Origin of the sequence: Nonomuraea sp. NPDC005501 (assembly GCF_040605905.1) — a bacterium.
Lineage (GTDB): Bacteria > Actinomycetota > Actinomycetes > Streptosporangiales > Streptosporangiaceae > Nonomuraea.
In genome coordinates this window covers 39,609-54,364 of the sequence record NZ_JBEXDT010000011.1, presented here as the reverse complement: position 1 = coordinate 54,364, position 14,756 = coordinate 39,609, and the positions used below count along the sequence as shown (strand labels likewise).

Sequence of the window (14,756 nt, the reverse complement as noted above, 5' to 3'; positions counted from 1 at the left end):
GGCACCTCCCCCGCGAAGGGGAGTGATGCTCTGGTGAGCGGCCTCTACCGTCGTTGCCATGGCCCATTCTGATCATCCACGACGCTGGCCGGCGTACGCGATGGCGGTGCTGTTCCTCGGGTACGCCGTGGGAAAGGCCGCCTTCGCCCTGCAGGCCCGGCTCGGGTTCCCGGGCGGGCCGCCCGTCTCCGCCGCCGAGACCGAGAGCTACTTCCTGGACGCGGCCGCCGGGCAGTGGCTCGCAGCCGCGACCGGCGTGCTCGGTGCGTGCGTGGCCATCGCCACCGTCACGGCGCCGGGGCGCAGGGTGCCGAGACCCTTGATGCTGCTCGTGCTGGCCGGGATGCTCCTGGCCGTCGGCGGCGGCGGCGGGATCATGATCCTGGACGGGTTCGTCGGCATCGGTGTGGGCTGGCAGTGGTACCACGGAGTCCTCGGGATCGTCGTGATCGGGCTGTCCTTGGAGATGGCCAGGTCCTACACAGTGGCGACCAGACGTGTCGCGGGCTGATCGGGCGAGGGCGGGTGCGTACGGGGCCGCGGCGTGCGCCGCGGCGTACGGATCGATGAAGCTCGCCCAGGCGCTGGGGGCCAACGCGCTGGCCGACAAGGACCCGCTGCCTCCACACCTGCGCGAGCAGCTGCTCGCCCGTGATCCCATGTTCGTGGCGAGCCACTGGGTGCTGGCCGGTGCCGCGGTGGTCGGTGTCATCGTCGCGCTGGCCACCGTGCGGCCCTGGGGTGCGAGGGTCCCGCGCCGGCTGCTACTCGTGATCACCTGGACACTGGGGACCTTCATGATCGCCCGGTCGATCGGAGCGCTGGGGTTCGGCTTCGTCGGCGACGTACTGCTGGTGACCGGTGTCCGCCCGCCGCCTGTCGAGCACGCCGCCCTGGCTCGCACCCTGGCGCGCTGGGATCTGCTGCTGTGGTCGCCGTTCTTCCTGCTCTGGGGGATGTGCTGGGCGACGACCGGATGGCGGCTGAGCCGGCGAGACTCGCCGGCCGGCACGCGCCGGGTCTAGGACCCGGATGGCGCACCAGACGGTACGGCCCCGCCCACGGCCGTGCTCCCGGACTCCCCAATCCTCCGAGATCTCACCGACGATCAGCAGGCCGCGACCGTCCTCCGCCTCCGGTTCCTTCCGGACGTGCGGCCCGGAGAACGCCGAACCGGGGTCACGCACCAGCACGTAGACCAACTCCTCCGTCCCGGTGACGGTCAGGCCGATGAAGTCGTACGGCCTGGCGTCGGAGTGCCGGAGCGCGTTCGTCACGAGCTCGGACGCCGCGAGCACGGCGTCGTCGACAGCGGGGTGATCGTCTCCGAGCCATCTGCGCACTTCGGAGCGAGCATGCGAGACGGACTCGCGAATGCCCACCAGCTGGATCGAACCGATGACCCTCGGCTCCGCACTCGGCACTTTCACGGCTTCACCCACTCGAAGAAGTCGGCCTCGATCGACCTTCCCACCATCCCAAGATTTGGCTACATTCAGTAGTCGATCGACTTCGTCATGCCATCAACTGTTTCAGTGAAAGCTTCGTTGAAACAGTGGCGATCCCCCGGGAGGTCAGGTGCCGAAGGAAAGCGAGCTGTGCCCCGCTGACTCGCCGACCGCACTCTTCGGCTTCGAGCTGCGGCGACACCGCAAGGCGCGAGGCTGGTCCCAGGTCCGCCTGTCGAAGGCGGTGTCCTACTCCGTCGGCACGATCAGCATGATCGAGACAGCCAGGCGATCACCGACGGAGGAGTTCGCCCGCCACTGCGACGAGGCGCTGGAGGCAGAAGGGGCGCTTGTGCGGCTCTGGCCCATGGTCAGCCACGCATCGGCTCCTCCGTGGTTCCGGCCCTGGCTCGACGTCGAGGCCACAGCGGAGGCCATCCGAACCTGGGAACCTCTGGTCGTGCCCGGCCTCCTCCAGACCGAGGACTACGCCCGTGCCGTGCTGAGCGGCGATGTCGGCGCGACATCCGAGCAGATCGAGACCTTTGTGGTCGCCCGGATGGAGCGCCAGAGCATTTTGATGCGCCCCAAGCCGCCCTTGCTCTGGATCGTGATCGACGAGGCGGTGCTACATCGCCCGATCGGCAGCCCTGCTGTCATGTCCGCGCAGCTCACCCACCTCCTCGAAGCGGGCCAGGCCCCCCGGATCACGATCCAGATCCTGCCCCTCAATGCCTACTCCACGACCGGCCTTGCCGGCGGATTCGCCATCGCGCAAGCTCATGGAGTCTTCGACACGGCGTATGTCGAGTCCGCTGGAATCATGAGCCGAGTAACAGAGCGACCAGAGGACGTCAGCGCCCTAACATACAGATATGAGGCGATTCGTTCCGAAGCCTTGCCCCAGCGCGAGTCCCGGGAACTGATCAAGGAGACGTTGCAGCGATGGACGAGCTGATCCGAGAACTCGACACAGCCATGTGGCGCAAGTCCACCCGATCAGGACCCGACGGCGGCAACTGCGTCGAAGTCGCCGAACTGTCCGGCGGACACCGGGGCGTCCGCGACAGCAAGAACCCCACCGGCCCCGCGCTGATCTTCACTTCCGGCGAATGGGACGCCTTCATCGACGGCGCGAAGAATGGCGAGTTCGACTGACTGGACACACCACTCGTACGGCCGGGCCGCAGCCGCCCTCCTCACCTCAGGAGTCGTTCGGGATGCCGACGACCTCGACGATCACCCCATGGTCACGCCGGAGCGTGTCAGCGAGCGTGACGAGAGCGACCTGGGCGAACGGGTAGAGCGAGTCCGGCGTCAGCTCCTTCCCCTTGAGGAGAACAGCCAGCACGACCTTGCTCGGGACGAAGTCCTCCGGGACGGTGAGCAGCCCGCCGCTCAGCTCTGCCACCTTCGCGCTGAACTTCGCCCGAGCATCCGGCTCGCTGTACAACGTCCGGGTCGAGATCAGCGCCTGGGCGAACTGGTGACTGAGAGGCTCTGAGCTGCCTGCCGCCTTGACGTGCACCAGCGTGTGGCGGTCGGTCAGCCCGTCGCACGCCTCGTACCCCTTGCCCCGGCGCTGCTGCCGGGTCCGGCTGAACTTGCGGTCGAGGCACAGATATCGGCCTCGTCCGAGCGTGTCCTGCATGCGCACGTTGTAGTCCTCTTCGGACTCGCCGGCCCGCCACGGCAGCATGGTCACCTCCGGCTCGGGCACGATGAGCTCTTGCAGGCGACGCTGCACCGACCTCACGTAGGTAGCGCCGCACTCATACCAGTCGCCGTCGCTGAGCTGGTAGACATGCGACCCGATCGACCCCACGGCCTCGATCCAGCGGATGGCCCGGGCCCGGCCGATCGACTCCTTCCCTTCACTGTCGGCACACATCTCGACGGTCCCCTCGCGGAGGGCGGCGGAGGGGCTGATGCAGTGCTGCACCTTGCACCGCCGGCGAAGGTCGTCAAGATCGAGTTCCTCTCGGACGATCGCGACGCTACCGACCTTGATGCGGTAGGACCGGGCCTCGTGGCGCAGCTCGATCAGGGTGGACGGGACCGCCACGTGCAGCCGGGGGTCCCCCTGACCGCGGAGCGCCTCGTCCAGCAGCGCGTCCAACCTGTCGCGGAGCGGCTCGGAGCCGACCGGCCGGATGGCCTCCAACCGTTCGAAGTCGGATGGCACCTCGCGCTCGCTGATCTCGTTCAGCCGGTGCAGCAGGGCTCGAAACGCCGTCGGCTCCAGCGGGATGGGCAGACGCAAGCCGTCCGCACCTTCGACAGAGACACTCTCCCGGTGACTGAGACCGAGGTCGGACGCCTTGATCAGGCCACCGAGCTTCTTGACCAGCTCGGCGTAGTCCCGGATGCCGACGCCACCGATGGGGATACCGTCCGGGACGTAGGTGGAGTCGTGTCGCGGCAGGCCGCCGAGCGCCCGCCGGCCCACGTCGCGCACCCGTGCGGGGTCCACCGCGCGCAGCGCGCAGCGCAGCCCGAAGCCCGGTTCTCGCGAGTCGGCCACGGCGAGATATCCCTGGCCGAAACCGATCCCGTAGACGTACGGCTCCGCCGCCACGATCAGCACCGCCTCGCAGTCCTGCTTGACCAGCGGAAGCGACACGCCCGTGAGCGAGGAGAGCCCAGGGGTCCACCCGGCCTTGGAGGGCGGGTGCTGTCGGAAGTAGAGAACCGCCGGTGAACCGGCGATGTCGAGCTCCATGACATCGACACCCGGCGCGGCGAGGCGGCCGGTGGAGGTGGCTTCGAACATCGAGTCCGCGGTGGGGGCGATGTCGGTGAGCCGGTAGACGGTGGCGGGCAGGGTCGCAGGCGCCATGACAGCTCCAAGGGGAAAGAGAGCGGAATGTTGAACTGCTTGCACTGAGTATGACTGAAAGCGCTGTTAAAAAGTTCCCGCTTGCTGAACTCTGCTTTTCGGCGTTAGCATCATGGCAGTCGCCAAGGGAACGAGATGACCATGCCGCAGCAGCCGGTGCACGTGACCGCCGCCGAGATCTCCCGGCTGGCCGGAGTCACCAGAGCCACCGTCAGCAACTGGCGGCGGCGTCACGCAGACTTCCCCGCCCCCGCCGCCGGAGCCGACACCAGTCCGCTCTACGACTTGGAAGCCGTCCGGGCCTGGTTGGCAGCCCACGGCCAGACAAAATCGGGTTCTGCCCTGGCGGAGCTCCGCACGCTGTTACGGCTACGGCAGGGCACCGCCATCGCGCACCAACTCCTGCCCTTCGTACTCGCCGCGGTGCACGGCGGACGCGAGCTGATGCCGCTGTCGGACGATGCGCTCGCCGATGCCGCCAACCAGGCCGTGGCCCGCCTCACTGACCTTCCAGGAGGCTCCACGCCGACCTATGAGACTGATGATGCGCCACTGCTCCGAGCCATCCTGAGCAGTGTGCGCGACGAGGGTGGTCCCGCTGTTGTGGACGTCCTGGCCGAACGGGAGCTCACCGACAGCAACTCCCCTGGTGCCCTCACCACCCCACGCCGGCTCGCTGACCTGATGGCAGCGCTCCTGCGAACCGGTGATCATTACCCTGAGACGGTGTTCGACCCTGCCTGCGGCGGCGGATCACTCCTCGACGCCGCCGGCCGCCAGGGAGCGACCGAGCTGATGGGACAGGATCGGCTGGAAGTGCAGGCGTTGCGCAGCACCATCCGCCTGACGCTGTCCCGCCCGGAATCCCTGACGCTGGTGCGCGCCGGCGACAGCCTGCGGGCCGATGCCTTCCCCGCGTTGGAGGCGGACGCGGTCCTGTGCAACCCACCGTTCGGGGACCGCGAGTGGGGCCACGACGAACTGGCGTATGACTCTCGCTGGACGTACGGCACTCCGTCCCGCGGTGAAAGCGAGCTGGCATGGGTACAGCACGCGCTGGCCCACCTCGCCCCCGGTGGTCACGCGGTGCTCCTGCTACCACCGTCCACGGCCATGCGCACGCCCAGCAGGAAGATCCGCACCGAGCTGCTCAAAGCGGGCGCCATCCGCGCGGTGATCGCCCTGCCACCCGGCCTCGTCGTCCCGCTGCACGTCGGCCTGCACCTGTGGGTGTTGCGCAAGCCCCTTCCGAGTACGGAAGCCGAACCGATCCTGATGCTCGACCTGTCGGAAGCGACCGATGACGACGCGCCTGCCTGGGAAACACTCACGAGCACTGCCCTCACCACATGGCGGGCCTTCCTCAACGACTCCGTCGATTTCGAGCCGATACCCGGCACCGCCCGTGCGGTCCCCGTGGTCGAGTTGTTCGGCGACAACGTCGATCTCACACCGGTACGGCACCTGCACCATGCACCGCTCGATCCGGCCGAGTCTTCCCAACGGGCCGCTCTCCTGCTCAGCGAACTCTCCCAGGGCCACGCCGAACTCGGAGCAGCGATCTCGGCCCAACGGTGGGGCTCGACAGACCAGCCGAGGACGTGGCGCTCTGCCTTGGTCAGCGATCTCGTCCGGGGCGGTCTGCTTGCCGTTCTCCGGGCTGGTCCAGCCACCGAGAAACAACGACTCACGGACGAACATGTCGCGCTGCCCATGCTCACCGACCGCGATGTCGCCACCGGCAGCCGGGCGAGCGGCATTGCCGCCGACCACCAGATCGGGGAGCCGGTCATCGTGGCGGTGGGCGACGTTCTCCTTCCGAAGGCGATCGCCTCGCGAGAACGAGCCCGATTCCGGGTGGCCGACGACCGCGACGCAGGCGCTCTGCTGAGCGGCGGCGTGGTGGCACTCCGGGTCGACCCGTCACGGATGGACCCATGGTTCCTGGGCGGCTTCATGCTGACGGAGGAAAACCTCGCGGCCACCTCCAGTCTCCGCACCCACGTCCCCATCGATCCACTGCGGTTCAAGGTGCCGCTCATCCCGTTGGAGGAGCAGATCCGGTACGGCTCCGCCTTCCGCGAGTTGCACCGGTTGGAGGAGGCAGCCCAGCGCATGCACGAGCTGGCCGCCGAGACCGCCAAGACCATCTCTTCATCCCTGACCGGCGGCGGGCTGGCACCTCCGCAGCATTGAGTTTTCCGCTGGATCAGCACTCCTGCTCTTCGCGCTCCCCTCACACTTGAGGACACTGTCCTCCCGATCGCCACGAGAGAAGGACCACCGTTGGACCTCGGTAAGCACTCCCAACTGTCCAACCACGCCTGGGCCGTCGCCGACTTGCTGCGCGGCGACTATCGCAGGCACGACTACGGCAAGGTGATCCTGCCGTTCACCGTGCTGCGCCGCCTCGAGTGCGTCCTCGAACCCACCCGGGAGGCAGTCGCCGACGCCGCCGAGAAGGGCGAGGAGCGCGAGTTCTTCCTGCGCCGGGCGGCCGGGCACAACTTCTACAACACCAGCCGCTACACGTTGAAGAAGATCACAGGCGACCCGAAGCACGCCGCCTCGCTGATGAACCAGTACGTGGCGGCCTTCTCTGACAACGCCCGCGAAGTGCTGGAGAAGTACGACTTCGCGCAGCAGATCAAGAAGCTCGACGAGGCCGACCTGCTCTACCAGGTCGTCGGCAGGTTCGCCGACCTTGACCTGCGCCCGTCAGTGGTACCCAACCAAGCCATGGGATACGTCTTCGAGGACCTGATCCGGCGCTTCTCGGAAGCCTCGAACGAGACGGCCGGTGAGCACTTCACCCCGCGCGAGGTCATCGAACTGATGGTCAACCTGCTCATCGCGCCCGACGCGGACCTGTTGCGGGACAGCGGCGTGGTACGTACCGTCCTCGACCCGGCTTGCGGCACCGGCGGCATGCTCAGCGCCGCCGAGGAGCACATCAGGAAGTTCAACAAGGGCGCGACCGTCAAAGCCTTCGGACAGGAGCTCAACCCTGAGTCATGGGCCATCTGCCGCTCCGATCTCATGATCAAGGGCCAGGACCCTGAGAACATCGCCTTCGGCAACTCCTTCACCGACGACGGCCATCTGCGCGAGCGGTTCGACTACCTGCTTGCCAACCCGCCGTTCGGCGTCGAATGGAAGAAGATCAAGACCCAGATCGAGGACGAGGCCGAGCGCGAGCCAGAGGGCAAGTTCCAGGCCGGCCTGCCCCGCATCAACGATGGCTCGCTGCTCTTCCTGCAGCACATGATCTCCAAGATGAAGACCCCCGCGCTGGGCGGAAGTCGCATCGCGATCGTCTTCAACGGCTCCCCGCTGTTCACCGGCTCCGCCGGCTCCGGCGAGTCGAACATCCGTCGCTGGATCCTGGAGAACGACTGGCTTGAGGCGATCGTCGCTTTGCCCGACCAGCTCTTCTACAACACCGGTATTTCCACCTACTTCTGGATCCTCAGCAACCGCAAGTCTCCAGATCACCGGGGCAAGGTCATCCTGCTGGACGCGCGGGAGTACTGGCAGAAGATGCGCAAGTCCCTCGGCGACAAGCGCAAGGCTATCGGCGAAGGCCAGATCAGAGAGATCACCAGACTCTACGGCGAAGCCCTCACCGTGGCCGACGACCCTGAGCACCCGTTGCACGGCAAGGTCAAGGTCTTCCGCAACGAAGATTTCGGCTACCGCCGCATCACCGTCGAGCGCCCGCTCAAGCTCCGCTTCGAGCTCACCGAAGAGACTCTCAAGAAGTTCCGGATCGCCCTGATGGTCCACAATCCCATCGCCGCCGGCAGCGACATCGGCGTCAGCAGCCAGGTTGAGGCGGTCCGCCCACTGCTCGGCTCCACGTGGTGGACGAAGGCCGAGGCCTTCTCGGCTCTGCACGAGGCGGTGGCCGCCGCCGGGAGCCCGTGGCCGTCGAAGGCACCGTTCCTCAAGTCGCTCCGCGACGCCATCGGCGTGAAGGACCCGAAGGGCGAAATTCAGTACAAGAAGAAGGGCGACCCGAACCCGGAGCCCGACCCGGACCTGCGCGACTTCGAGAATGTGCCGCTTGATGAGGACGTTGAGGAGTATCTCAAGCGCGAGGTTCTCCCGCACGTCCCCGACGCCTGGATCGACCACGAAAAGACGAAGATCGGTTACGAGATCCCGTTCACCCGGCACTTCTACGTCTACACGCCACCCCGTCCGCTGGCCGAGATCGACGCCGAACTCAAGTCCCTTGAGGCCGAGATCCAGGCCCTCCTCAGCGAGGTGACCGAATGACCGAGGCCATGACAGCTTTTGCAAATATGTCACGGGTTAAGCATGTTGTTTCTAAAATCGGAAGCGGCAAGACGCCATCTGGCGGTTCGGAAACCTACCTTGAAGAGGGCGTTATATTTCTACGGAGCCAAAACATTCATTTCGGGGGCCTCAAACTTGAGGACGTCGCTTATATCAGCGATGTAACTCATCAAGAAATGGACAACACAAGACTGATAGCGAATGACATACTGCTCAATATAACCGGAGCATCGCTCGGCAGAGCAACTCGCTTTCCTGCGGGAACAGGGGAGGCGAATGTCAATCAGCACGTATGCATCCTGCGCCCAAAAGGTTCTATCGATCCGCGATTTCTCGAATACGCTATATCGGCGCATACCACATGGATGCAAATCTCCTCACTACAAGTCGGCGGCAATCGCGATGGCCTGAACTTCGAGCAAGTGGGAAACCTTCGAATCCCAACCCCTGCCCTGAACGAACAGCGACGAATAGCGGACTTCCTCGACGCCGAAACCACCCGCATCGACCGCTTGCGTGCGCTCCAGACCGAGGCACAGAAGAGAATCGATGAGCGGGACACCGCACTCAGAGATACTCTGATCGACACACTCTTCAATAATGTAGGCGAGATACCATTTCGGCGACTGCTTACTACCATCGAGCAAGGCACAAGCCCTCAATGTGAGGCCGTACCGTGCGAGCCAGGCGAGTGGGGCGTCCTCAAGCTGAGCGCTGTGAAGATGGGAGCTTTTAATCCACGCGAGAACAAGCGACTCCCTAACGATATCGAACCCATAAGAGCGAATGAGGTCCGACCTGGAGACTTTCTCGTCACGAGAGCGAACACTCCGAACCTCGTGGGAGACGTAGCGGTAGTGAATAGAGCATGTGAAAAGCTACTTCTTCCTGACCTAATTTACCGCGTCGGGCTATCAACCAGCGTTATCCCGGAGTTCGTGGCCCAAGTAGCAATGAGCAGTCGAGTGCGGACCTTCATTCAGTCTGTCGCCCGAGGTTCGTCACAGTCGATGGTCAAACTTCGTGGGGAAGACATTAGGACCTGGCCGATTCCTGCTGCGACAATCGCTCAGCAGGAGGCACTTGTCGTGCGTATTCAAGAAGGGACATCCGCAACCGCTTCGCTGCGCACAACTATGAACCGCCAATCGGCGCTGCTTGCGGAGCGGAGACAGGCGCTGATCACGGCGGCGGTGACCGGGCAGTTCGATGTGTCATCGGCAAGCGGACGTGGAGTGGAGTAGTGATGGCTGCGAACCACAACGAGGAAGCTTTCCGGAGCGGAATTCTCGCAGAAATGCAGCAGCGCGGCTGGGAGGTGGGACATCACTCGGACTACCGGGCCGACGTCGGACTGGCCACCGCCGAATTATTCACCTTCATCGGCGCGACCCAGATCGACGAGTGGAACCACCTGCTCACCCTCTACGGCAACGACGCCGACGCCGCCCAGCAGGGGTTCATCAAGCGGCTGAACCAGGCGATCGCCACCGAAGGCGTCCTTGACGTGCTGCGGAACGGCGTGAAAGATCGCGGCGTCCGCATCAGGCTGGCCTACTTCAAGCCGAACCTGGTCGAATCCGACGCCGTGTTGACCAACTACCGGGCCAACCGGCTGACGGTCATCCGAGAGATCGCCTACGCGACCAAAGCGGCAGACAAGGGGCACCGCCTCGACCTGGTGCTGTTCGTCAACGGTATCCCGGTCGCCACCGCCGAGCTGAAGAACCCGCTCACCGGGCAGGGCGTGGAGCAGGCCAAGAAGCAGTACCGGGAAGAGCGCGACCCCACCGAGCCGATCTTCGCCCAGAAGTCGGTGGCGAACTTCGCCGTCGATCCGGACCAGGTCTTCGTCGCCCCGAGGCTGCGCGGTAAGCCCACGCCGTTCCTTCCCTTCAACACCGGTTCGGAAGGCGCTGGCGAGTCCGGCGGCGCCGGAAACCCGGTGCCGACCGTACCTGGGAAGTATCCAACTTCCTTCCTGTGGGAGCAGGTGTGGGAGCGCGACAACTGGCTGGACCTGCTGGAGCGCTTCGTCCACCAGCCCAAGGACAAGAAGGGCAGTGGACGCTCGGCGATCTTCCCCCGATTCCACCAGTGGGACGCCGTCAAGAAACTGACGGCGCATGCCGTAGCGCATGGAGCCGGCCACAACTACCTGGTCATGCACTCGGCCGGGTCCGGCAAGTCGAACACGATCGCCTGGCTGGCGCACCGGTTGAGTGCGCTGCACACGGCGACCGATGTCCGCGAGCTCGATCCGGAAGCGGTAGCCAAGGGGCTCAAGCCCGGCGTCCCGGTCTTCGACAAGACGATCATCATCACCGACCGGCGCAACCTGGACGCTCAGCTCCGTGAGACGGTCGGCAGCTTCGAGCAGACCGCCGGGCTCGTGGTCAAGATCGATGAGCGGGGGGGAGCGAAGTCGGCGCAGCTGGCAAAGGCGCTCTCCAGTGAGAGCGGGAAGATCATCACGGTGACCCTGGCCACCTTCCCGGTGCTGGTGGAGTATCTCAAGGACAATCCGACCGAGATCAAGGGCCGGACGTTCGCGATCGTCGTGGACGAGGCGCACTCCTCCCAGTCCGGCGAGGCCGCCAGGGCCGTCCGTGCCGCGCTGCGCAACCTTGGCCTGGATGCTGAGGACGATGCGCAGGGCGCGACCAGCGTGGACGCCAAGCTGAAGCAGAGCGCCGCCGAGCGCAGCATGGCTCCCAACATCTCCTACTTCGCCTTCACGGCCACGCCGAAGGCCAAGACCCTGGAGCTGTTCGGCAAGTTCGAGAAGGTCGACGGCGAGGACAAGTACAAGCCGTTCCACACCTACGCGATGAGGCAGGCGATCGAGGAGGGCTTCATCCTCGATCCGCTCCGCGCCTACGCCACCTACGACACCTTCTGGAAGCTCGTCAGTAAAAACCCTGACGACCGAGAAGTGGACAAGTCGAAGGCCAGCCCACAGCTGGCCCGGTACGCCCTCACCCATGATGCGACCGTCGCGCAGCAGGCGGTCGTCATCGTCGAGCACTTCCTGGCCCACACCCGAGGCAGGATGGGCGGACGGGCCAAGGCAATGGTCGTCACTCCATACCGGGTCAGCGCGTTGCAGATGTCACGTGCGATCAAGGAGGAGCTGGAGATCCGCGGCAGCGACATCGGAGTGCTGGTCGCCTTCTCCGGTAGCCTCGACCACGACGGCGACAAGGACATCACCGAGGTCAAGGAGAACAGCGGCCTCGGCGAGGACGCCCTGCCCAAGGCGTTCGCCTACACCCGCGCCGACGACAAAATGGTGAAGGCCGGCGGCAGGGGCCGTGCCGAGTATCGCATTCTGGTCGTGGCCGATAAGTACCAGACTGGCTTCGACGAGCCGCTGCTGACCACGATGTACGTCAACAAGAAGCTGTCGGGTATCGCCGCCGTGCAGACCCTGTCGCGGCTGAACCGGACCGCCGAGCGCAAGTCACAAGCGGACCTGGCCGTCATCGACTTCGTCAACGACGCCGAGCAGATCAGGGATTCGTTCCGCCCGTACTTCGAAGAGGCGGAGACGCTCCCCTCGGACCCGAACCTGCTGTACACGGCGCTGAGCAAGGTCATGGGTCACCAGGTGCTCTACAAGCAGGAGATGCTCGCCTTCGCCGCAGCGCTCTTCGCGGCCGACGAGGCGAGGATCTCTCACGAGAAGCTCCACGCGGAGCTCTACCGGCTGCTCGCCCCGGCGGTCAGCCGATTCAAGGACCTGCTGGACGGCGAAGACGAGGACGACCAGAAGAAGGCCGAGGAGTTCCGATCCGACCTGGACGCCTACGTCAGCAAGTACGGGTTCCTCTCCCAGGTCATCCCCTATCAGGACGAAGACCTGGAGCTGCTCTATGTCTACGGCCGTTACCTGCTGGCCCGGCTCCCCCACGGCGCCAGGGGTGACGTGGATCTGGGCGAGATCGACCTCACTCACGTCAAGACCGAGAAAACCGGCGACCACGACCTCAGCCTCGATCCTGAAGGCGCCTCCACCCTCAAGGGATTCGGCGACGGCTCCGGCCGATCCAAGGAGGAGGAGAAGTCGCTGTTGTCCGAGCTGATCGAGAAGTTCAACGAGAAGTTCGGCACCAGTTTCACGGAACAGGACATGATCGTCCCATTCAACGAGACCGTCGCCGACCTCGGAGTACGGCAGGCCGCTGTTGCCAACATGGACCCGGACAACTTCGGGCACGTCTTCAACAAGGTCTTCGAGGAAAAGGTCGCCGACCACGTCGACAACCTGAAGACGCTCGGCGACAGATTTTTCGACAAGGACCCCACCTTCAAAGTCGCGCTTACCAAGACCGCGCGCCGAGCGGCCTGGCGGCTCATCCGCGAACAGGAGGGGCTCGGCGACGTGGCCTGATCCCTTCTGTTGGACAGCCGGGCTTCTTCACGAGCACACTGATCACAAAGGTGCTCATTGTGACTCGTGGAGACAACGTGCCGATAGAACCCGTCGCCGGGCGATATGAACTGGCCGAAAAGATTGGTACCGGCGGCATGGGCACGGTCTGGCGCGGCTACGACGCGGTACTCGACCGCGAAGTCGCCGTAAAGGTAATCCGGACGGACGTAATTACGTCCGCCCGGGACGCCAAAGAACTCGCCGACCGCTTCCGCCGCGAAGCGCGCATCACCGCGCGCATCCGCCACCACGGCGTGCCCCAGGTCTACGACGCCGTCCTCGAAGAGCCCTACGACCAGCTCTACCTGGTCATGGAGTACATCCACGGCACCAGCCTGCGCTCCTACATCCAGCCGAGCGCTCTCCTACCGATCCCCTGGGCGGCGGCGATGGCCGCACAGATCGCCACCGTGCTCTCCCATGCCCACGCCATTCCCGTCGTCCACCGCGACCTCAAACCCGCCAACGTGCTGGTCAGCGCAGACGGCACGGTCAAGGTGCTCGACTTCGGCATTGCCGCGATCCTCCGCCCCGATGTCCCGCAACTGACCAGGCTCGGTATCCCGATGGGGACCTACCAGTACATGTCGCCCGAGCAGACCCGGGCCCGCCAGGTCACCCCGCAGAGCGACCTCTACGCCCTTGGCTGTCTCCTCCACGAGCTGCTCACCGGCCGGCCGGCCTTCGACGGCCCCACCGAGGACGACTTCGTCGAGCAGCATCGCCATTCCCGACCGACGCTGGTTCGCGTGCTGCGCCCCGAAGTCCCCGAGGATCTGGAGAAGCTCGTCCTCGAACTGCTGGCCAAGAAGCCCGAGCAGCGCCCGTCAGACGCCTACGCGGCCTACCTCGGCCTTCTGCCGTTCCTGCCTCCACCGGGATCATCGGCACCGCGGAGCGGCCCTCAGCTCACCGGGTGCCCGGATCCCACCCAGATGTATCGCCGCCCGAACGCTCCACGCCCGCCCGACGTCCTTCCCAGAGCATCCGCGCCAGCACTTGTTCTTTCGCCAGGTGGGATGGCCGACACCAACTTCAAGCATGCCGTCGCCGACGCCAACCGCAAGGTCGACGACCTTCTTGTCGAGGAGCGCTACGTCCAGGCCGCAGACGCCCTCCAAGACGTGATCGACTCGGGCTCGGCCGACCTCGGAGCCCGCCATCCGGCAGTGCTCGCCCTGCGCAAGAAGAGGGCAGCGATCCTGTTCGTCGGCGGCGATTATCGCCGATCGCTACCAGAGTTCGACGACCTCACCCGGGCCTATGAAGTCACCGAGGGACCGACCGGCAACAACGTCATCCATTGCCGTCGCCACGCGGCCGACTGCCGCGCTGAGCTGGGTCACGGCACCCACGCGCTCCAGCAGTACCGCGAGGTTCTGCGTCTGGTTCGCGCGAAGGAGAGCGACATCTCCCAGATCGCCATCGAGCTCCGGCGCAGCATCGGAACGCTCCTCGCCGGCGAGGGTGATGTCACGGCGGCACGCGAGGTACTGAACCCGCTGTTCGACGACCTCTGCGTCCTCTACGGACCAAACCACGAAGAAACACAGGAAATAGCAGAGATCCTCAGATACCTCACAAACGGGTAAGCGCGCGCCCGGGTGCCACAGATGCCGAACCGGTCGGTCAGCATGCGCCCCTCAGTCGCCGGCAGCTACAAGTCGCTTTTAGTTTCAGCGGAGCCCTGCCCAAGTCGGGCAAAACCGCCTATTCACGAACATAAGTCGAA

General features: G+C 65.2%; 10 protein-coding genes and 1 pseudogene. 9 read left to right on the top strand and 2 right to left on the bottom strand.

What is annotated here, in order from left to right:
• The first annotated feature begins 58 nt into the window (after nt 1-58).
• On the top strand, nt 59-511 hold the full coding sequence (locus tag ABZS51_RS08985; RefSeq protein ID WP_355437936.1) for a hypothetical protein: 453 nt from the start codon (nt 59-61) through the stop codon (nt 509-511).
• A 55-nt stretch (nt 512-566) separates the two neighbouring features.
• Nucleotides 567-1,025, top strand: coding sequence for a DUF3995 domain-containing protein (locus ABZS51_RS08980; RefSeq protein WP_355438030.1), 459 nt, complete (start codon nt 567-569; stop codon nt 1,023-1,025).
• Nucleotides 1,026-1,052: 27 nt separating this feature from the next.
• Here ABZS51_RS08980 and ABZS51_RS08975 read toward each other — a convergent pair.
• Nucleotides 1,053-1,382, bottom strand: a pseudogene (locus tag ABZS51_RS08975) (ATP-binding protein); the annotation flags it as partial.
• A gap of 196 nt (nt 1,383-1,578) precedes the next feature.
• Between ABZS51_RS08975 and ABZS51_RS08970 the strand changes: the two are divergent.
• Both ABZS51_RS08970 and ABZS51_RS08965 read left to right on the top strand, forming a co-directional pair.
• Nucleotides 1,579-2,406: a helix-turn-helix transcriptional regulator gene (locus ABZS51_RS08970; RefSeq protein ID WP_355437934.1), complete on the top strand. Its 828-nt coding sequence runs from the start codon at nt 1,579-1,581 to the stop codon at nt 2,404-2,406.
• Nucleotides 2,394-2,606: a DUF397 domain-containing protein gene (locus ABZS51_RS08965; protein WP_355437932.1), complete on the top strand. Its 213-nt coding sequence runs from the start codon at nt 2,394-2,396 to the stop codon at nt 2,604-2,606. Before ABZS51_RS08970 ends, ABZS51_RS08965 begins: the two co-directional genes overlap by 13 nt.
• A 46-nt stretch (nt 2,607-2,652) precedes the next feature.
• Here the strand turns inward: ABZS51_RS08965 and ABZS51_RS08960 are convergent, their stop codons facing one another.
• Nucleotides 2,653-4,287 (bottom strand): DUF6119 family protein, encoded by a 1,635-nt coding sequence (locus tag ABZS51_RS08960; protein ID WP_355437930.1) that lies wholly within the window; start codon nt 4,285-4,287, stop codon nt 2,653-2,655.
• Nucleotides 4,288-4,422: 135 nt separating this feature from the next.
• On the opposite strand from ABZS51_RS08960, the gene ABZS51_RS08955 reads away from it, so the two are divergent.
• From ABZS51_RS08955 to ABZS51_RS08935, 5 genes are all read left to right on the top strand, one after another.
• Entirely contained in the window at nt 4,423-6,483 is a 2,061-nt protein-coding gene (locus ABZS51_RS08955) for an N-6 DNA methylase (RefSeq protein ID WP_355437928.1), read from the top strand.
• A 90-nt stretch (nt 6,484-6,573) separates the two neighbouring features.
• Nucleotides 6,574-8,568, top strand: a complete 1,995-nt coding sequence (locus ABZS51_RS08950; protein WP_355437926.1) for a class I SAM-dependent DNA methyltransferase — start codon at nt 6,574-6,576, stop codon at nt 8,566-8,568.
• Nucleotides 8,565-9,833 (top strand): restriction endonuclease subunit S, encoded by a 1,269-nt coding sequence (locus ABZS51_RS08945; RefSeq protein ID WP_355437924.1) that lies wholly within the window; start codon nt 8,565-8,567, stop codon nt 9,831-9,833. Before ABZS51_RS08950 ends, ABZS51_RS08945 begins: the two co-directional genes overlap by 4 nt.
• Before the next feature lie 2 nt (nt 9,834-9,835).
• Complete coding sequence (locus ABZS51_RS08940) at nt 9,836-12,982, top strand: type I restriction endonuclease (protein ID WP_355437922.1); 3,147 nt, start codon at nt 9,836-9,838, stop codon at nt 12,980-12,982.
• Between the two features lie 59 nt (nt 12,983-13,041).
• A complete protein-coding gene (locus ABZS51_RS08935; RefSeq protein ID WP_355437920.1) occupies nt 13,042-14,616 on the top strand; it encodes a serine/threonine-protein kinase in 1,575 nt (524 codons plus the stop codon).
• The last annotated feature ends 140 nt before the right edge of the window (nt 14,617-14,756 follow it).

What these genes read in the sequence shown, in the direction of transcription:
- ABZS51_RS08985 (WP_355437936.1), top strand. Translation starts at nt 59, where the DNA reads ATGGCCCATTCTGATCATCCACGACGCTGGCCGGCGTACGCGATGGCG.
- ABZS51_RS08980 (WP_355438030.1), top strand. Translation starts at nt 567, where the DNA reads ATGAAGCTCGCCCAGGCGCTGGGGGCCAACGCGCTGGCCGACAAGGAC.
- ABZS51_RS08965 (WP_355437932.1), top strand. Translation starts at nt 2,394, where the DNA reads ATGGACGAGCTGATCCGAGAACTCGACACAGCCATGTGGCGCAAGTCC.
- ABZS51_RS08960 (WP_355437930.1), bottom strand. Translation starts at nt 4,287, where the DNA reads ATGGCGCCTGCGACCCTGCCCGCCACCGTCTACCGGCTCACCGACATC.
- ABZS51_RS08955 (WP_355437928.1), top strand. Translation starts at nt 4,423, where the DNA reads ATGACCATGCCGCAGCAGCCGGTGCACGTGACCGCCGCCGAGATCTCC.
- ABZS51_RS08945 (WP_355437924.1), top strand. Translation starts at nt 8,565, where the DNA reads ATGACCGAGGCCATGACAGCTTTTGCAAATATGTCACGGGTTAAGCAT.
- ABZS51_RS08940 (WP_355437922.1), top strand. Translation starts at nt 9,836, where the DNA reads ATGGCTGCGAACCACAACGAGGAAGCTTTCCGGAGCGGAATTCTCGCA.